Annotated in this window: 12 protein-coding genes; all 12 read left to right on the forward strand. The window is 73.3% G+C overall.

Going from position 1 to position 19661, the window contains the following annotated elements; translation table 11 throughout:
• Positions 1–536: 536 nt before the first annotated feature.
• The 12 genes from gpmI (at position 537) to GPA10_RS30440 (ending at position 19608) form a co-directional block, all read left to right on the forward strand.
• Complete coding sequence (gene gpmI, locus GPA10_RS30380) at positions 537–2012, forward strand: 2,3-bisphosphoglycerate-independent phosphoglycerate mutase (protein WP_343041489.1); 1476 nt, start codon at positions 537–539, stop codon at positions 2010–2012.
• Between the two features lie 97 nt (positions 2013–2109).
• Entirely contained in the window at positions 2110–2955 is an 846-nt protein-coding gene (locus GPA10_RS30385; protein WP_157168268.1) for a TauD/TfdA family dioxygenase, read from the forward strand.
• A gap of 257 nt (positions 2956–3212) precedes the next feature.
• The gene (locus GPA10_RS30390; protein ID WP_058850090.1) at positions 3213–4037 is read left to right on the forward strand and encodes an isocitrate lyase/phosphoenolpyruvate mutase family protein; all 825 of its coding nucleotides are present in this window, start codon (positions 3213–3215) and stop codon (positions 4035–4037) included.
• The gene (gene aepY / locus GPA10_RS30395; RefSeq protein WP_343041490.1) at positions 4034–5284 is read left to right on the forward strand and encodes a phosphonopyruvate decarboxylase; all 1251 of its coding nucleotides are present in this window, start codon (positions 4034–4036) and stop codon (positions 5282–5284) included. The genes GPA10_RS30390 and aepY overlap by 4 nt, the downstream gene beginning before the upstream one ends.
• Positions 5274–6434: an iron-containing alcohol dehydrogenase gene (locus tag GPA10_RS30400; protein ID WP_157168270.1), complete on the forward strand. Its 1161-nt coding sequence runs from the start codon at positions 5274–5276 to the stop codon at positions 6432–6434. Before aepY ends, GPA10_RS30400 begins: the two co-directional genes overlap by 11 nt.
• Positions 6435–6461: 27 nt before the next feature.
• Positions 6462–11966, forward strand: a complete 5505-nt coding sequence (locus GPA10_RS43835; RefSeq protein ID WP_157168271.1) for a non-ribosomal peptide synthetase — start codon at positions 6462–6464, stop codon at positions 11964–11966.
• A gap of 90 nt (positions 11967–12056) precedes the next feature.
• On the forward strand, positions 12057–13367 hold the full coding sequence (locus tag GPA10_RS30410) for a biotin carboxylase N-terminal domain-containing protein (RefSeq protein ID WP_157168272.1): 1311 nt from the start codon (positions 12057–12059) through the stop codon (positions 13365–13367).
• A 60-nt stretch (positions 13368–13427) separates the two neighbouring features.
• A complete protein-coding gene (locus GPA10_RS30415) occupies positions 13428–14345 on the forward strand; it encodes a hypothetical protein (RefSeq protein ID WP_157168273.1) in 918 nt (305 codons plus the stop codon).
• Complete coding sequence (locus tag GPA10_RS30420; protein WP_157168274.1) at positions 14342–15724, forward strand: MFS transporter; 1383 nt, start codon at positions 14342–14344, stop codon at positions 15722–15724. The genes GPA10_RS30415 and GPA10_RS30420 overlap by 4 nt, the downstream gene beginning before the upstream one ends.
• A complete protein-coding gene (locus tag GPA10_RS30425; RefSeq protein ID WP_157168275.1) occupies positions 15711–16772 on the forward strand; it encodes a hypothetical protein in 1062 nt (353 codons plus the stop codon). The genes GPA10_RS30420 and GPA10_RS30425 overlap by 14 nt, the downstream gene beginning before the upstream one ends.
• A 126-nt stretch (positions 16773–16898) precedes the next feature.
• Entirely contained in the window at positions 16899–18536 is a 1638-nt protein-coding gene (locus GPA10_RS42935; protein ID WP_246260071.1) for a DUF2252 domain-containing protein, read from the forward strand.
• A 49-nt stretch (positions 18537–18585) separates the two neighbouring features.
• On the forward strand, positions 18586–19608 hold the full coding sequence (locus GPA10_RS30440; RefSeq protein ID WP_343041492.1) for a J domain-containing protein: 1023 nt from the start codon (positions 18586–18588) through the stop codon (positions 19606–19608).
• The last annotated feature ends 53 nt before the right edge of the window (positions 19609–19661 follow it).

The raw sequence follows: 19661 nt of genomic DNA on the forward strand, positions 1-19661 counted from the left end.
AGAGGTACTCGGGATACTCGGGACACTCGGGACACCGGAATTTATCGGTGAAGAAAGTGCTGGGGAACTGTCTGTGGCGCCTAGTGAAAGGCGGGAGAGAAAGTGGGGCGACCGCCTGTACGGGCATCCGCGGCACTGCCGGAGTCACGAGTTCCATCGCGTGGAAAAGGCCGGGTGCGGCAGTGTGGATTCGGGCGCCGACGCCCTACTTGATCACAACGACGACGCACACTAAGCGGTGCCGACATTGCACGTCAATGGTGCTTGATCGGCGACTGGATTCGACGAGCAGCAGCTTTCGGTTTCTTTGAGAATCAAACGCCAGAACTGTCCGAAACTGGACATTAGCTCACTTGTTTGGCAACGCAAAGTTACCCTCTTGACTCTCACTGTTCATTCGGTGAAGCTTGCGGCGATCTTGATTGGCTGCTTCGTCGGCTGTTTGGTCGGCTGCTTCGTCGACTGCTCCGCCGACCGCTCCGCCGGTCACTTCGGCGGCTGCTTCGGATGTCGAGGGAAAACACACGGGGGTTCAGGTGGGTGACACAAAGCAGCGCCTTCTGCTGCTTGTGCTTGACGGACTGGGATGGGCTCCCGAAGGTGAGCACAATCCACTGTCGGAAGCAGATATTCCATTTATCTCCCGCCTGGCCGAGGACGTTCCCCCGACCCTTCTCGAAGCGTCGGGATCGGTCGTCGGACTGCCACCGGGACAAGTGGGGAACTCCGAAGTCGGACACCTCACCATCGGCACCGGCCGCACGATTCCGCAGGCCTCGGTGAAAATCCGCGACACGATCACCGGGGGCGGCTTCCGCGGCTGTCCCGCCCTGGCGGACGTCTTCGCCAGGTCCCGCGCCGGGGGCACCCCGGTGCATGTGATCGGCATCGCCTCCGAGGGCGGCGCCCACGGGCACATCGACCACATCGGCGCGGTACTCGACCTGGCCGAGGAGTACGGCTGGTCGGACCGTACCTACGTCCACGCCGTCAGCGACGGACGTGACGTACCCGCCCGCACCGCCCTGCACGACCTCGCGCAGCTGGAGAAGAGGGGCGCGCGGCTCGCCACGGTCGTCGGCAGGAAGCTCGCCATGGACCGCTCGGGCAGGGCGGACCGCACGGAGAGCGTCGTCGCCGCCCTCACGGGAGCGAACGGCGCCCCCGGCACGACCGGCGACTGGCGGGCGGCGGTCCAGGAGCACTACGCCGCCGGCGTCACGGACGAGCATCTGCCGCCCCTCGTCCTCGACGCGCCCCGCATCGCGCCCGGCGACGAGATCGTCATGACGAACTTCCGCCCCGACGGGCTGCGCCAGCTCGCCACCGCGCTGGCCGCGACCGGCCGCCCGCTGACCACGATGACCCGGTACAGCGACGACATCCCGGCGTCCGTGGTCTTCGACCAGGAGCACGTGGACGGCACCCTGGCCCAGGCGGTCGCCGCGGCCGGGCTCGCCCAGGTGCACATCGCCGAGCGGGAGAAGTACGGGCACGTCACATACCTCCTGAACGGCTACACCCAGCAGCGCCAGGCCGGCGAGCGGCACATCATGGTGGCCAGCAGGACCGACGTGCCGAGCTTCGACCTCGCGCCCGAGATGTCCGCGCGGGAGATCACGGAGCGGCTGATCGGCGAACTCCGCTCGGGCGAGGCCCAATTCCTGGTCGCGAACATCGCCAACATCGACACGGTCGGGCACACCGGCAACTACGACGCCGTGCGGCAGGCCGCCGAAGTGGTCGACGCCTGCCTGCGGGACATCGCCGCGGCCGCCGCCGAGCACGGCGCGTATCTCCTGGTCACCGCCGACCACGGCAACGGCGAGTCCATGCGCGAGGCCGACGGCGTCACGCCGAGCACCCGGCACACGACCAGCCCCGTGCCCCTGTGGCTCCTCGGCGCCGACCGCGCGCTCGCGCCGTCCGGCGACCTCCGGGACATCGCGCCGACCTGTCTGCACCTCCTGGGCATCGAGCCGCCCGCGGCCATGTCCGGCCGGGTTCTGTAAGCCGAGTCCCGCGAGCCGAGTCCCGCGAGCCGACCTCCGCGAGCCGACCTCCGTAAGTCGACTTCCGTAACGGCCCACTTCCGTAAAGGCCCACCACATGACCACGCACCACGCTTTCGACCCGGTGCGCTTCGAGCTCCCGGCGCAGCTGCGCAAGGGCGCTACGCGCGAAGAGCTCCGTGCCGAACTGCTGCCCCACGCCCGCCGCCACCTGGAGGGCGACCCCGGCTTCTTCGTCCTGACCGGCCTCGGCCACTTCGACGAGGAGGAGTACCGGGAGTTCGCCGTCACCGCGTCCGCGGCCCTCGGCGGCCTCGTACCGCAGGACAGCAAGGGCACCCTGCTGCGCGAGGTCCGCTACCGCGGCGTCAAGCTCGGTGAGGGCGCCACCGGACGCTACTCGGACTCCCGCACCGGCGGCAGCCTGCACACCGACTCCCCGCACCGGCCCACCGACGTGCCGGACTACTTCGCCCTCGCCTGTGTGCACCAGGCCGCCGTCGGCGGTGACCTCGTGCTCGTCCGGCTCGCCGACGTCGTGGCGCGCCTGAGCGAGCAACCCGACGTGCTCGACACGCTCCGCAGGCCCGTGTACTTCGACACCCGCGACGACACCCCCGGCGCCGCCCGCACGGTGCTCCGCCCCGTCCTACAGCACACCGACGACGGCCGGGACCGCGTCCACTACCTGCGCGAATACATCGAGATCGGGCACCGCAGGGAGGGCGTCCCGCCTCTGACCGAAGCCCAGACCGAGGCGTTCGACCAGTTCGACGCGCTGCTCGACGACCCGGAGCTGCGGTCACAGGACCGCCTCGGGGAAGGCGAGATGATCTTCATCGACAACCGGTGGACCCTGCACGGCAGGGTGGAGTTCCAGGACAGCGACCACGGCCACCAGCGGCTGATGCTGCGCACGTGGATCGCCGCCGACGTCTCCTAGCCCGACGTCCCCCCTTCTCCACCGTCACCGGCGTGGCGCCGCGCCCGCGACCCCTGCTGTCCGCTCGCTTCTTCGCCGTTCACCGCCGCACATTCGTGTGCCGTAACGCACCTCATTCGTGTGCCGTGACGCACCTCATCCGTGTGCCGTGACGCACCTTCCAACCGCCGTCGGGAAACGGTCGCTCGACCGTGCCTCCGGCGAGACCCAAAGGAGCAGCAACCTTGACCTCTCATCGGGCCTCCTTCCGTGCAGTCATGTCCCAAGGCGACCTGGTACGGGTCGCGGGCGCACACGACGCGATGGGCGCGACGCTCGCCCAGCAGGCCGGTTTCCAGGCGGTCTGGTCCTCCAGCCTGGAGGTCTCCGCCTCGCGCTGCCTGCCGGACGCCAGCGTCCTGACGATGACCGAGTACCTGGCCGCGGCCGCCAACATGCAGAAGGCGATCGACATCCCCGTCGTCGCCGACGTGGACACCGGCTACGGCAACAACCTGAACGTCGCGCACATGGTCCACGAGTACGAGGCCGCGGGCATCACCGCCGTGGCCATGGAGGACAAGCTGTACCCGAAGGTGAACAGCTTCGCGGAGGCCGCTCAGACCCTGCTTCCGCTCGCCGACTTCGCGCAGAAGATCGAGACGGCCAAGAACGCCCAGCGCGGCGAGGACTTCTACGTCATCGCCCGCACCGAGGCCCTCATCGACGGCCTCGGCGTCGAGGAGGCCCTCAAGCGCTGCACGGCCTACGCCGACGCGGGCGCCGACGCGATCCTGATCCACTCCAAGAAGAAGGACGAGGGCGAGATCGTCGAGTTCCTCGACGGCTGGGACGGCCGCAAGCCCGTCGTCATCGTGCCGACCACCTACCCGCAGTGGTCCGCCGCGGAGGCCACCAAGCACGGCGTCTCCGTCGTGATCTACGCCAACCAGGGGCTGCGCGCCACCGTCCAGGCCCTGCGCACCACCTTCGGCACCATCTACCGGGACGGCACGTCCCTCGGTGTCGAGTCCGAGATCGCCCCCGTGTCCGACGTGTTCGCTCTCCAGCGACTTCAGGATTGGCTGGCCCTGGAAGCGTGATATCCAACGACGACTTCTGCACGGCGCTCGCGGACCGCGGCTTCGACTTCGTCGCGGGCGTCCCCTGCTCCTACTTCAGCGGCCCCATCGAGCGGCTGACCCGTGACGGCGTCTACCTCCCGGCCGCCAACGAGGGCGCGGCCCTCGCCGCCGCCGCGGGCGCCGCCGTCGCCGGTCACCGCGCCGCGGTCATCGCCCAGAACTCGGGGCTCGGCAACCTCGTCAACCCGCTGGCCTCGCTCACGGCGACGTACGGGATCCCGGTCCTGGTCTTCATGAGCCTGCGCGGCTGGCCCGACCCGAGCCAGGACGAGCCCCAGCACGAGGTGATGGGCCTGGCCACGCACAAGCTGCTCGACGCGATGGACGTGCCGCACCTGACCGTCCCCGCGACCGCGACGGCCGCGGACCTCGCCGACGTGCTCGACCGCGCGGACGCCGAACTGGCGGCGGGACGGACCGTGTTCGTGCTCACCCAGAAGGGGGCCATCGAGAAGGCCGCGGGGGCCGGGTCCGCCGGGGCTGTCGCCGCCGGGGCCGCCGCTGTGGCGGCTGAGTCCGGCGCTGGAACTGCTGAGCCTGGCGCTGGAATCGCTGAGCCTGGCGCTGGAACCGCTGAGCCCGACGCTGGTGCCGCCTCCCGCGCGCGTGCGGACGGGCTCGGCCGGGTCGAGGTGCTGCGGGCGATCGAGCACCTCCTGGAGGGCGCCGCCGTGGTGTCCACCACCGGCTACACCTCCCGCGAGCTGTTCGGTATCACCGGCTCCAAGAGCCACTTCTACATGCAGGGTTCGATGGGGCACGCCGCCGCGTTCGGCCTGGGCGTCGCCCTGCGCCAACCCGGCACGCCGGTCGTGGTCCTCGACGGGGACGGCGCCGCCCTGATGCATCTGGGCACGCTGTCGACCGTCGGCGCCGAGGCACCGGACAACTTCGTCCACGTCGTCTTCGACAACGGCTCGTACGAGTCGACCGGCGGGCAGGTCACCACCTCGCACTCCACCCGGTTCGCCGTCGTCGCCGAGGGCGCCGGATACGCCTCGGCGCGGGTCTGCGACACCGCCGACGCGGTGACGGAGGCCCTGGCCGCGGCGCTCGGCGGCGGCGGGCCGCACCTGATCGTCGTCCCCGTCGCGAAGGCGGGGGCGTCCGCCTTCTCCCGGGCCACGGCCGCCATGACCACGACCGACATCCGCGAGGGCTTCGCGGCACGGCTGCGGGGCGAGGAGCACTCCGGTGGGGGCTGATCCGGCCGTGTCGCCGGACGCACCCGGAGGCGTGGAGGTGGTGTTCGGGGCGGGCGCGGTGCGCGGACTCGACACCCTGGTCGACTCCGCCGGCGCGCGCCGCGTCCTGGTCGTGGCCACCGAGGGCGGCCTGCGCCGGGCGGGCTTCGGGCACTGGCTGGGCTCCCCGCGCCACCACCTGTTCTCCGGCTTCCGGCCCAACCCGGCGCTCGACGACGTCCTGGCGGGCTGCGCCCTGCGCGACCGCGTCGAACCCGACCTCGTCGTGGGGCTCGGCGGCGGCAGCGCCATGGACGTCGCCAAGATGGTGCGCGCCCTGCCCGCCGACCCCGCCGCGGCCCGTGCCTGCCTGGGCGCGGGCGCCGACCCGCTGCCGGTGGCCGGGGACCTCGTCCTGGTCCCCACCACCAGCGGCACCGGCAGTGAGGTGACGCAGTTCGCGACGGTCTTCGACGGGGAGCGCAAGTTCTCCTTCGACCACCCGTCGGCCGCCGCGACGCGCTCCGTCGTGGACCCGGAGCTGACCGCGACCTGCCCGGCCGAGGTCACGACGAGCTGCGCCATGGACGCGCTGTGCCACGCCGTCGAGTCGCTGTGGGCCCGCCGCTCGGTGGCCGGTTCGCGGACCGACGCGCTGCGTGCCCTCGACGCCCTCACCGGCCCGCTCGGTGACGGCGTCAAGGACACGTCGCCCGCCGTACGGGAGCGGCTCGCACGGGCGGCGATCGACGCGGGCCGCGCCATCAACGTCACCCGCACCACCGCGGCGCACGCCTTCGCGTACCGGCTGACCAGCCACTACGGCGTGCCGCACGGCGTGGCCTGCCTGCTCAACCTCCAGTGGCTGTTCGCGTACAACACCGAGCGGTACGGCAGCCACTGCGAGGACGACCGGGGCCCGGCCCACGTCCGCGCGCAACTCGACGCGGTGGCGGCGGCCTTCGGCCGCGACGTCGCGGACGTGCCCGCCGGGCTCGGCGAACTGCTCACGCAGTCGGGCTGGTCGCCGCGGCTCTCCGACTACGGCCTGTCCGAGCGGGAGCTGCCGGACTACGTCGCGGCGGGCCTCGGCTCGACCGCGCGGGCCGCCAACAACCCCGTACGACTGGACGAATCGCTGGTGCTGAGGGCGCTCCGCGCCGTGCGCTGACGCGGTAGGAAGCGGAAGGAAGCAGTCATGAGGCAGGCCGCTCCCTACGGGGCATGGAGTTCACCCGTTTCGGCGGCGGACGTCGCGGCGACGGACAGTCACCCGAACTGGCCCGGGTTCGTCGGCGACGAGATCTGGTGGTCGGAGCGGCTGCCCCAGGAGGGCGGGCGCACGACGCTCATGCGCGCCGAACCCGGCGGCGGGGCGCGCGGCGTCCTGCCCGCGCCGTGGAACGTGCGCAGCCGGGTCATGGAGTACGGCGGCCGGGCCTGGGCGGGCGCGGCCACCGCGGACGGCCCGCTGATCGTCTTCGTGCACGCCGACGACCAGCGGCTCTACCGCCACGACCCGGCCGCACCCGACGCCGCCCCGCGCCCGCTCACGCCCCCGGCGGCGCCCGGGGCCGCGGCGGCCTTCGTCGACCCGGTGCTGCCCGCCGCCGCGGGGCAGGCCCTGACGGAGGTCTGGTGCGTACGGGAGCGGACCGCTCCGGGTGGGGTTCCCGTGCGGGAACTGGTGGCGGTGCCGTTGGACGGTTCGGCCGCCGGTGACGGCGGTCCGCTGCGCACACTCGCGGCCGGGCACGACTTCCTGACCGGGCCGCGGATCGCGCCGGACGGGCGCCACGTCGCCTGGATCGGCTGGGACCACCCCCGGATGCCGTGGGACGCGAGTGAGGCCTGCGTCGCCGAGATCCGTGCAGACGGCACCCTGGCCGCCGCGCGCGTCGTCGCGGGCGGGTCCGGGGAGTCCGTCGCCCAGGTCGAGTGGACCGACGACGGCTCCCTCTACGTGATCACCGACCGTTCCGGCTGGTGGAACGTGCACCGGGCCGACCTCGACGGCGGCAGCGCGTCCGTGACCGCGGTGTGCCCCCGCGAGGAGGAGTTCGCCGGGGCGCTCACGAAGATCGGGCTCAGCTGGTGCGCCCCGCTGCCCGGCGGGCGCCTCGCTGTCCTGCACGGCACCCACTCCACGGCCCTGTCGGTACTCGACCCCGCGACCGGGGAACTCACGGCGCTGCCCTGTCCGTTCACCGAGTGGGAGCCGCTGCTCGTGAGCGACGGGCACCGGCTGATCGCGATCGGCGCGCGGGCCGACCGCGACTTCACTGCTGTGTGCGTCGACACCTCTGCTGCTGCTTCTGCTTCCGCTGCTTCTGCTGCCTCCGTCGCCTCCGCCGCTTCCGCCGCTTCCGTCGCTTCCGTCGCTTCCGTCGTCTCCGACGGTGCGTACACGATCCTGTCCGAGCCGCGTGCCACCGTGCACCCGGACCTGCTTCCGGTGCCCGAGGCCCGGACCTTCCACGGCCCGGACGGGCGACCGGTGCACGCCGTCGTCTTCCCGCCGCGCAACCCCCGCTTCACCGGCGCGCCCGGTGAGCTGCCCCCGTACGTGGTGTTCGCGCACAGCGGCCCCACCAGCCGCTTCCCCATGGCGTACGACCTGCGGATCGCGTTCCTCACCAGCCGCGGGATCGGTGTCGTCGGCGTCAACTACGGCGGGTCGACCGGGTTCGGCAGGCAGTACCGCGAACGGCTGCGGCACGCCTGGGGCATTGCCGACGTCGCGGACTGCGCCCTGGTCGCCGAGGCCCTCGCGGCGGAGGGCGCCGCCGACCGCGAGCGGCTCGCCATCCGCGGGGCGAGCGCGGGCGGCTGGACCGCCGCCGTCTCTCTGACCACCCTCGACACCTACCGCTGCGCGGCGCTGCACTATCCCGTCCTCGACCCCGTGACCTGGCGGAACACCCAGAACCACGGCTTCGAGGCGTTCTATCTGGACACCCTCGTCGGCCCCTGGCCCGAGGCCGAGGACGACTATCTGACGCGTTCGCCCGCGCACGCCGCCGACCGTGTCGACGTGCCGTTCCTGCTGCTCCAGGGCAGTGCCGATCCGATCTGCCCGCCTGCGCAGGCCGAGCGGTTCCTGGCGGGGGTGCGGGCCGAGGCGGCGCCGTACCGGCACCTGGTGTTCGAGGGCGAGCGGCACGGGTTCAAGCGGGCCGGTTCCATCGTGGCGGGGGTGGAGGCGGAACTCGCCCTGTTCCGGGAGGCGTTCGGGGTGCCGGAGACCGGGCCGGAGACCGTGCCTGAGACCGTGCCGGAGACCGGGCCGGAGACCGTGCCGGGAGCCGCGGAGGAGACCGTGCACGGGCTGGTCGCCGCCCAGGCGGCGGGTGCGCCCGAGCGCGTCGCCGTGCGGGACGCGGCGGGCTCCTGGACGTACGCCGAACTGCTCGCCCGCGCGGACGATCTCGGCGTGCTGTTGCGCCGGGCCGGGGTGCGGCCAGGCGACCGGGTCGGCATCCACCTGGACCGGACGCGCGACCTGGTGGCGGGGCTGCTCGCGGCGCTGCGCGCCGGGTGCGCGTATCTGCCGCTCGACCCCGAGTACCCGGCCGACCGGCTCCGCTTCATGATCGAGGACGCCGGGCCGACGGCCGTCCTCACGCGCCGGGGCCTGCCGGAGCCCGCGCACGGGGACGGGACGCGGCTCGTACACGTCGACGACGCGCCGGGTACGCCCTCCGGGGCGGACACCGGGCCCGCGCCGGTGGGCCGCGCCCCCGACCGACCGGCCTTCGTCATCTACACGTCCGGTTCCACCGGCACCCCCAAGGGCGCCGTCCTCGCCCACCGCGGCATCGTCAACATCCTGCGGCACAGCAGGGACGCGTTCGGCTTCACGGCGGACGACTCGGTGCTCGCCATGGCCGCGTTCTCCTTCGACTTCGCCCAACTGGAACTGCTGCTCCCGCTGATCAGCGGCGGTACGGTGCACCTGGTCGACCGGGCCGTCGCCCGCGACCCCGAACTGCTCGAAGCGGCGCTCGACGCGCGCCGGGCCTCGTTCGTGATGGGTACGCCGTCGATGTTCGCCGCGCTCACCGCGTACGGCTGGCGGCCGCCGCGCGGGATCAGCATCGTCTCGGGCGGCGAGAGCCTGCCGCCCGCCCTCGCGGAGGCCCTCGCGCCCGCGGGCGCGCTGTGGAACATCTACGGACCCACCGAGACGTCCGTCTTCTCGCTGTACGAGCGGGTGCCCACGTCCGGGGGCCCCGGCACAGCACCGTCCGGTTCCGACGTCACCACCATCGGTGCGCCCTCCGGTTCCGACAGCACCATCGGCGCTCCGTCCGGTTCCGACATCACCATCGGCAGGCCCGTGCCGCACACCGTCGTGGAGATCCTGCGCCACGGCGAGCGCTGTGCCGACGGCGAGACCGGCGAGATCCACCTGGGCGGCCCCGGTCTGGCCCTCGGCTACCTCGACCGGCCCGAGCTGACGGCCGAACGCTTCCCGGCCGACCCGTTCCGCCCCGGCGAGCGCCTCTACCGCACCGGCGACCTGGGCCGCAGGCTGCCCGACGGCCGGATCGCCTACGAGGGGCGCGCCGACGACCAGGTGAAGATCCGCGGGCACCGGGTCGAACCGGCCGAGGTGGAGGGCTGGTTGCTGCGGCATCCGTCGGTCCGCGCCGCCGCTGTCGTCGCTGAGCGGGGGCACCATGCGTTGCGGCTCGTGGCGTATGTCGTGTCCGCGGAGGGCGCGGGCCTGGACGTGGGCGTGCTCGGTGTGGACCTGGGCACGCACGCTGTGGACCCGGACGCGCACGCTGTGGACCCGGACGCGCACGGTGTGGACCCGGGCGCGCGCGGTGTGGACGGCGTCGGGGACGGCGTCGGCGCCGGCCTGCGTGCCCACCTCGCCCGGCATCTGCCCGCCCACGCCCTGCCCCACCGCATCGTCGCCGTCCCCGAGATCCCCCTCAGCCCCAACGGCAAGACCGACCGCCGTGCGCTGCGCGAGGCGGCGCGGCCCCGGTCCACCGGGGCCGACGGGCTCGCCGGGGTGTGGCGCGACGTCCTCGGCGTCGCCGACGTCACCGCCGAGGACAACTTCTTCGCGCTGGGCGGCGACAGCCTCAGCGCGATGGAGATGACCATCAGGGCCCGCGACCTCGGCATCGTGCTGCGCGTCGCCGATCTGTACGGTGCGCGGACCTTCGGCGAACTGGCGGACACGGTCGAGGCGCGCGGACCCGCCGCCTCCGCCTCCGCCACCCCCGCGGTCGCCGCCGAGCTGCCGACCGCGCTGTCCCCGGCGCAGCTCCGCTTCCTGGAGTGGGACTACCGGGACGCCGACCACTACAACGTCTCGCTGCTCCTGGACGTCGCGGACACCGTGGACCGGGACGCGCTGCGCGAGGCACTGGACGCGCTGGCCGAGCGGCACCCCGCGCTGCGGCTCCGGCTCACGGGGCCCGCCGACGCGCCCGTACCGGTCACCGACCGGACGGCCCGCGCGCCCCTGACCTGGCACGAGCTCCCCGGCACCGGTGACGGCGAAGGGGCTGTCGAGCGGGCCTTCCTGAAGGAGGCCGACCGCCTCCAGCAGTCACTGAGCCTGCGGGAAGGACCCGTCTGGCGGGCGGCCTTCTTCGCGGGGCACGAGAGCCACCGGCTGCTGCTCGTCCTGCACCACTTCATCGCCGACGGCATGTCCCTGAAGATCCTCGCGCGGGACCTCGGGGTGCTGTACGCGGCGGCCGTCGGCGCCGAGCAGGGGGCGGTCTCGCCCGCCCCCGCGTCCTCGTGGGCCGCGCACGCGGGCACGCTGCGCCGGTTCGCGAACGGCCCGCTCGACGCGTTCTTCGTACGCCGCTGGGAGGCCCTGCCCTGGTCGCGGTGTGCCCCGCTGCCCGCCGACCGCCCCGGCGGCAGCATGCACCTGAGCCACATCAGGGCCTTCGACACGGAGGTCCCGCTGCCCGCGGGCAGCAGCGCCGCGCAGCAGGAGGAACTCCTGATCTCGGCCCTCGCGGCGGCCCTCGCCGAGGAGTCGGGCACCCGCGGCGGCGCCGTCGAGGTGTGCCGCCACGGCCGCAACGACCTCACCGGCGGGCCCGGCCACTTCGACGCGGTCGGCTGGCTCAACAGCATCACGCCGTACGTCCTCGCCCTGCCCGACGACCCCGGCGACCCGGACGACCCCGACGATCCGGACGGCCCCGACGATCCGGTTGGCCCCGGCGACCCCGGCGACCCCGACGGCCCCGGAGGTGACCCCGACGACCCCGTCCGGCCCGGAGGCGACCCCGACGACCCCGGCGACCGGGACGCCCGGACGGCCGCCGCGCTGCGGGCGCAGATCACCGAGATCCGCGCCATGGAGCAAACCTGGGGGGCCCTGCGCCACCTGCACGACGACGCGGCCGTACGGGACCGGCTCGCCGCGCTGCCCGCCCCGGACGTCTATCTGAACTTCCTCGGCTCGCACATGCACGAACTGGAGACCGCGGGCCCGTTCCGGCCGCGCCACGGCGACGTCGGCACCGAGATGACCCTCGACCGCACCCAGCCGTACCGCATCAAGGTCTACGCGGAGACGGCCGCCGACACCGTACGGCTGAAGTGGCAGTACAGCGCCGACGTCGACGACGAGTCCCGGATCCGGCGCGTCGCGACGTCCTGCGGGCGGCTGTTCCAGCGCCTGGCCCGCCCCACGGCTGCCCCTTACAGGCACTGACAGGCACTGACAGGCCCGGCCCCCACAGGCACTGACAGGCCCCGGCAGGCCCCGACAGCCACTGACGGCCCCGACAGGAGACCCGACCCCATGCAGCACATCCTCATAGCCAACCGCGCCGCGATCGCGGTGCGTGCCGCGCGGACCTGCCGCGGCCTCGGCCTGCGCACGACCGCGCTCACGGCCCGTACCGACACCCAGGCCGGCGTCCACGCCGCCGCGGCCGACGCCGAGGTCGCCGTCGACGGGTGGGGCCTGCCCGACACCTACGACTCGGCCGAGCGGGTCCTCGACGCCGTGGACCGCTGCGGCGTCGACGCCGTGTATCCGGGCTACGGCTCCCTCGCCGAGAACGCCGACTTCGTGGCCGGTCTTGAGGAGCAGGGCGTCACCTTCGTGGGGCCGTCGGCGGCGGCGCTGCGGCTCGCGGGCAGCAAGGCCGCGGCCGCCGAGGCCGCGCGCCGCATCGGCGTCCCGGTGCTCCCGCACGCCTCGGGCCGGGGCCTCGACGAGGTGCGGGCGCACGTCCGCGGGATGGGCCTGCCGGTCGTCCTCAAGCCGGAGTTCGGCTACGGGGGACAGGCCGTGCGCATCGCCCACACCGACGCCGACATCGAGCGCGCGGTCGCGGGGGGCCCTGAGGGGACCTCCTGGTACGTCGAGAAGTACCTGCCCGTGAACCAGGTCGTCGGCGTCACCCTCGCCGTGGACCACGAGGGCACCGTCCTTCCTCTCGGCGAGCGCGAGAGCCTGCTCGTGGCCGACGGCCTGAAGCTCCTTGAGGCGTCGCCCGTCGCGGGCGTCGACGCGGAGGTGCTCGCGGCCATGCGTGCCGACGCGGCCCTGGTAGCACGGGAGTTCGGGCTGACCAACGTCATGACGGTGGAGTTCATCGTCGGCCCGGACCGCTACTACTTCCTGGAGGTCAACGGCAGGCTGCCGCTGGCCTATCGAATGTCGGAGAGCCAGCTGGACACCGGCCCCACCGGCTCCGGCGACCTCACCGGCTCCGGCGACCGCACGGGCCGGGTCGACCTCGTGGAGCTCCAGCTCCGCATCGCCCGGGGCGAGTCCGTCTCCCCCGCCGCGCACCCCGTGGACCGTACGCGGCACTGCCTGGAGGCCCGGCTCTTCGTCCACCCGCAGGAGCTGGGCGACTTCCCGGACGTGGGCACGCTCGACCGGTTCGAACTGCCCGACGTCGACGGCGTCACGTACGCCTGGTCGGTGGACTCCGCGCGCCCCGTCACCTACGAACTCATCCTCGCCCAGGCCCTGGCGGCGGACACCTCGCGCGCCGCCGCCGCCCGCCTCGTGCGCAAGGCCGTCGACGGCGCCCGCGTGACGGGCCTGCGCTGCTACGTCGAGGAGATCACGCGGCAGCTCGACGACGAGTGCTGAGCCCGTACCACCCGCGCGACGCCTGCTGACGCCGTACCACGAACACTAGGAGAGACCCCCATGAGCCAGAGCCAAGGCCTGACCGTCGCCTTCCTCGGCATCGACGGCATCGGCAAGAGCACGCTGTGCCGCGCCTTCGAGGAGCGCGTACGCGGCAGCGGCCAGGAGGTGGTGACCGTCACCTGGCGGTCCGCCCTGGAGGAGACCGCGGGGCCCTGGCCCGCGGTGCCGCTCCAGCAGCTCTGGCTGGAGTCTTTCCGCACCCTGTACGGCGCCGGTCTGCGCGATGGCGAGCCGCTGGACATCCCCCGCGGCTACGACGACTGGCGCGACAACGACTGGGAGCGCCATCTCGCCGCCGAGCCCGTCATGGGCAACAAGGCCTCGGGCGCCCTCGCCGCCGCGTTCGTGGAGATCGCGGGCAATGTGCTGCTCGCCTCCGAGGTGACCCGCAAGGCCCTGGCCAGGGGCGCGATCGTGGTCCAGGAGTCGTACCCGATCAAGCACGTCCTGAAGGAACTCGCGGTCGCCGAGCGGCTGGCCGCGGAGGGCGGCACGGGGGAGGGCGGCGAGGGCGGCGACCCGGCCGCCGCCGCGGTCGGCGAGCTGACCCGCACCCTGCGCGGCCTCCTCGACCTGGTCTTCGGCTCGTCGCTGCTCCGTCCCGACGTCGGCATCCTCGTCGACGGCCCGTCCTCGTACGCGTACCGCTGGCGGACCGCGCAGAACGGCGCCGTCGGTGCCCTGGAGGACTACGGTCCCGCGGGCGAGCGCAGCGAGGAGTCGTTCAGCCGGATGCAGGACGAGACGGCCAAGCTGTTCCGCGAGTACGCGGACTCCTGGGGCTGGATCGTGCACCAGGTCGACGACGGCGGCGTGGAGGCCAACACGGCCCGCGGCCTCGCCGCCCTGTGCGCCCACCCGGAGCTGGCCCGCCGCCTGGGCGGTCCCGAGCGACCCGGCGACGTGACTGCATGACGGCATCGCCTCCGACCCCGCCTCCGTCTCCGCCCCCGGCCCCGCCGCCGTCTCCGACCCCGCCCGAGTCCCCGGCGCCGCGGGACAAGCGGATCCTGCGCGTCCTGATCACCTCGTCGATGGTCTCCAAGGTCGCGGACTGGCAGCTCGGCATCGTGATCCCGCTCGCGGTCCTCGCCGAGTCGGACTCCGTCGCGCTGTCCCTCGTCTCCTTCGCGCTGCGCGGGGTCACCTACGTGGGTTCGCCGTTCCTCGGTTCGGTCATCGACCGCTTCGACAAGCGCCTGATCTTCGTGCTCGCGCAGCTCCAGCAGGCCCTGTGCCTGGTGTTCCTCGCGGCCACGCTGTCCAGTCAGGTGTCGGTGGCGGTGCTCGTGCTGCTCTCCGGCGTGGGCGGCGTCGCGAGCGCGATCACCGGGCAGTTCGTCCTGATCCCCAAGCTCATCAGCGCTCCCGGCAGACCGGTCGCCGTGGCCAAGCTGAACTCCGCCATCGAGTTGTCCAAGGTCATCGGCCTGGTCCTCGGCGGCGTCGGCTTCACCCTGCTCGGGCCCGCCGCCGCGACGCTGTGCATCGCGCTCCTGTACGTGGTCGCGGGCTGTGTCGCGCTGCTGCTGCCCGCGGTCGCCGCGAGCCCCGAGAAAATCAACATCCGCCGTGACCTCGCGATCGGTTTCCGCTGGGTCGGCAAGCGCGAGATCCTCTGGCTCGTCGTGACCATGTCGATGACCAATCTGGCCATCGGGCAGCTGGAACCCGCCCTGATCACCGAGTTCGGCGACCAGGGCATGAACACCACCGTGATCTCCGCGGTGATGGCGATCGGCCTGCTCACGGGCGCGGGGGCGAGCCGGGTGGCCCCGCACTTCCTGCCCGTGTGGACGCCCGAACGCCGCATACTGGTCTGCCAGCTGATCGGCTTCGGGGGCCTGGCGCTGATCGCCGTACCGGTCCTTCCCGTACGGGTCGTCGGCTTCATGGTGGAGTGCTTCGCCGTCGCCGTGAGCAACGTGGCGTCCATCACCTACCGCCAGGAGACCATCCCGGCCGATGTCGCGGGCCGCGCCAACGCCACGATCCGCATGTTCATCACGGGGGCCGCTCCTCTCTCCGGCTTCCTCTACGCCTGGGCCAGCCGCCTGGACGGCTACTGGTACTGGCTGCCGGCGCTGGGTCTTTGGGCCACGGCGAACGTGATCTGGGCGGTACATGTGCGGCGGGGGGCGAGCCCGTTGGGCCGGGGGGTGCCGGAAACCCCTCAGGGGCCCGGAGCCCTTCAGCGGACGGAAGCCTCTCAGGGGCCCGAAGCCCTTCAGCGGACGGAAACCCCTCAAGGAGCGTCCACAGCTGTAGAAGGAGTCACCAGTGGAGATCGCTGAGCAGGACCACCTCGTCATCGCCACGGTCGACCGGGCGGAGGCGGAGAGCCACGCCTGGAAGGCGGCGGAGACGGGGACGGGGACGGGGCAGGGGGCGGCGGAGGACGGGCCGCCGATCGACATCGTGCGGCTCGCCGATGCCGACACCGACCCGTCCGGGCGGCTCGACGCGGGCCTGGCCGACCTCGGCTTCGTGGCCCGCCCGAAGTGGCTGAACTGGTGCGCCCCCGTACGGGAGTCCCGGGCCGCCTTCGAGGCGGGACTCTCCGGCACGGAGCGGCGCAACATCCGCCTCGGTACCCGCTTCGTCGAGGACGAGGAGCTGCGGCTCGACGTCCGGGTGGGCCTGACCGAGGAGTTGGTGGACGAGTTCCTGGTCCTGTACGAGCGGCAGATCGCCGGTATGCCGCGGGGCCGGAACTTCGCGCGGCGCGGCCGGGACCGGCTGCTCGCGGGCGCCGACGAGCACGTCAGCGTCTGCGTCACCACCCGTGACGGCGCCATGCTGGTCGGCTCCCTGTGGTGGATACGGCGCGAGGAGTCGGTGCTCCAGATGCGCTACTCGGCGTCGGCGGCGGACGCCCGGTCCGGCCGGGTGATGCGGGCGGCGTACGCGGAGGCCCTCCAGTTCGCCCGTGAACAGGGCCTCACGTACGCCTCGCTGGGCAACGACCCCTCGCTCTTCGGCCATGTCGTCCAGCCGGGCCTCTTCAACTTCAAGACCCGCTTCGGTTTCGCCCCCGTACCCGCCCAGGTGCTCACGCCGAAGCTCGGCGGCGGCCACGTGGACAAGTTCCTGAGCCTGCGGTCGCTGTCGGATCCGGCGCTCGTGGTGACGTGGGGGCGGCACGCGGGGACGGCGCCCACCTGGCCCGAGGTCGGGGCGGCTGGGCCGGGGCACGATCTGCTGATCCTCGCGGGTGCCGGTGCCGGTGCCGGTGCCGGTGCCGGAGCCGGAGCCGGAGCTGGTGCCGGCGCGGAGGCGGAGCTCGCGGGGCGGTTCCGTACGGAGGGGTTCCGGCGGACGCGGGTGGGGGCGGTTCCGTAGGGCTGATTCCGTAGGGCCGGGCCGGGGGTGGGCGGCACGGTCCACCGGCGGTACCTTCGTCCCGCACTGATGTTCGTGACCGGGGGGCGGGGAAAAATGGCTGACGCCGACGCTGAAGCGATACGTATGGAGACCGGAGCAGGGGCTGCGGCGGCAGGCGGAGCCGCGCCCCGCGGCGCGGGCGGGGCAGCGCGCCGCCTCCCGCACGTGGACGGCTTCGCCCGTCTCCCGGGGCCGGGAGATCCCGGCCCCGCCCGCCCCAAGCACGAGGGCAAGGCCCTGCGCTCCCACACCCCGCGCTCCGCGCACGCCCGGTACGCGCCGGACGACCACCGCCCCGACCCCGTACAGGTCATCGAGGAGACCAACCGCGGCCGGATACCGGAACTCGCGCCGCTGCGCGTCGGCAGGATGGCCGCGTCCCCCTTCGCCTTCCTGCGGGGCGCCGCGGGCCTGATGGCGTACGACCTGGCCCGCACCCCCCTCACCGGCATCGGCGCCCAGATCTGCGGCGACGCCCACGCGGCCAACTTCGGGCTCTACGGAGACGCCCGGGGCGGCCTCGTCATCGACCTGAACGACTTCGACGAGACCGTGCACGGCCCCTGGGAGTGGGACGTGAAGCGCCTCGCCACCTCCCTGGTCCTCGCGGGACGCGAGGGCGGCGCCAAGGAGGACGCCTGCAAGGAGGCCGCGTACGACGCCGTCGGCGCGTACCGCCGCACCATGCGGCTCCTCGCCAAGCTGCCCGCGCTCGACGCGTGGAACGCGATCGCCGACGAGGAACTCGTCTCCCACACCGACGCCCGCGACCTGCTCGGCACCCTCGACCGGGTCTCCGAGAAGGCCCGGCAGAACACCAGCGCCCGCTTCGCCGCCAAGGCGACCGAGCCCGTCCCCGACGCCTACGAGGGCTCGGGCGGTGTTGGCGGCTCGGGCGGTGTTGGCGGTTCGGGCGGTGTTGGCGGTTCGGGCGGTGTTGGCGGTTCGGGCGGTGCCGATGGCTCGGGCGGTGCCGATGGCTTCGACGGCCGGGCAGGCGTCACGGCGGGGCGCGTCACGGCGCGCCGGTTCGTCGACGCGCCCCCGGTGCTGCGGCGGGTGCCGGACGCCGAGGCCGCCGCGGTCGCCGCCGCCCTCGGCCCCTACCGCGCCACCCTGACCGAGGACCGCCTGCCCCTCCTCGCCCGGTACGCGATCCAGGACGTGGCCTTCCGCGTCGTCGGCACCGGCAGCGTCGGTCTCCGCTCCTATGTGGTCCTCCTCCTGGACCACCGGGGCGAGCCGCTGGTCCTCCAGGTCAAGGAGGCCTGCCCCTCGGCTCTGCTGCCGCATCTGCCGGTGGCGGGCTTCAAGGAGCAGGGGGACGGCGGCGGCCACGGGGGCTCGGCGGGCCACGAGGGCCGCAGGGTCGTGCTCGGGCAGAAGCGGATGCAGGTCGTCAGCGACTTCCTGCTCGGCTGGACGACGATCTCGGGCCGTCCCTTCCAGGTCAGGCAGTTCAGGAACCGCAAGGGCAGCGTGGACCCGGCCGCCCTCGCCGCCGACCAGCTCGACGACTACGGCCGGATGACCGGCGCCCTGCTCGCCCGCGCCCACGCCCACAGCGCCGATCCGCGCCTGATCGCCGGGTACTGCGGCAAGAACGACGAGCTGGACGAGGCGGTGGCGGACTTCGCCGTGACGTACGCGGACCGCACCGAGGCCGACCACGACCGCCTGCTCGCCGCGGTACGGGAGGGGCGGCTGCGGGCGGAGGCCTAGGCGACGGCCGAGCCTGGGGCCCTACCGGGCCGTGGCCTACGCTGGACCGGTGACGACCCCGGAAGCCGAGCCCACGAACCCTGAGACGCCCGCCGCCCCGGACGGCGGGCGGCCCGAGCAGGACGGCGGGCGGCCCGAGCAGGACGGCGGGCGGCCCGAGCAGGACGGCGGGCGCCTCAAGGAGCGGCTCAAGGAGCGGCTCAAGCGCCTGGAGGAACAGCCCGGGACGCGGCCCGGGGAGCAGCCCGCGGGGGAGCCCGAGGCGCGGTCCGGGGAGCAACCCGCAGGGCAGCCCGGCGAACGCCCCGAGGAGCGGCTCGAAAAGGCGGTGCGCGCCGCCGAGCAGGCCCTGATCGAGTACGAGATCGCGGTCGAGACGTTCCGGGTGGAGGTGGAGAACTTCTCCCGGCTGCACCACCAGAAGCTCGGCCCGATGTACGCCCGCCTCGACGAACTGGACGCGTTGATCGCCGAGGCCGTGGCGGCGCGCTCCGGCGACCCCGATGACCGGCGCAAGGCGGACGAGGCGCGGGCCCGGGTCCTGCCGATGCCGGGCGTCGAGGAACTGTTCCACGGCTGGATGGACGGCGAGGGCCTCTTTCCGGAGGCCGCCGCGATGCTCACCGACCAGTCGGTGCGGCCCCCGCAGCGGGTCCGCCCGAGCGACGAGGCCCGCAAGCTCTACCGCGAGCTCGTCCGCAAGGCCCACCCCGACCTCGCGCAGGACGAGCAGGAGCGCGAGCGCCGCGACGAGTTCATCACGCGGGTCAACGCCGCGTACGGCCGCGGCGACGAGACGCTGCTGCGGGAGCTGCTCGGCGAGTGGGACGCGGGCCCCGCCCCGGAGGAGCAGCAGCCGACGCCCGCCGAGGAGCTGTACGCCCGCCTGGAGTGGCTCGCCCGGCGCAAGGAGCTGCTCGCGGTCGTCGCCCACGACCTGGAGGAGAGCGCGATCGGTTCGATGCTCAAGCTGGCACCCGACGACCCGGACCGCCTCCTGGACGAGATCGCCGAACAGCTCCTGGCGCAGATCGCGGAGCGCGAGGCGGAGCTGGAGCGGGCCGGCGCGTAGGCCTCGCGGCCGATGGCGTGATCCGGTGCCCCGCCGAGTGCGCGGCCGAGGGC

Source organism: Streptomyces typhae, assembly GCF_009755605.1.
GTDB classification, from domain to species: Bacteria; Actinomycetota; Actinomycetes; order Streptomycetales; family Streptomycetaceae; genus Streptomyces; species Streptomyces typhae.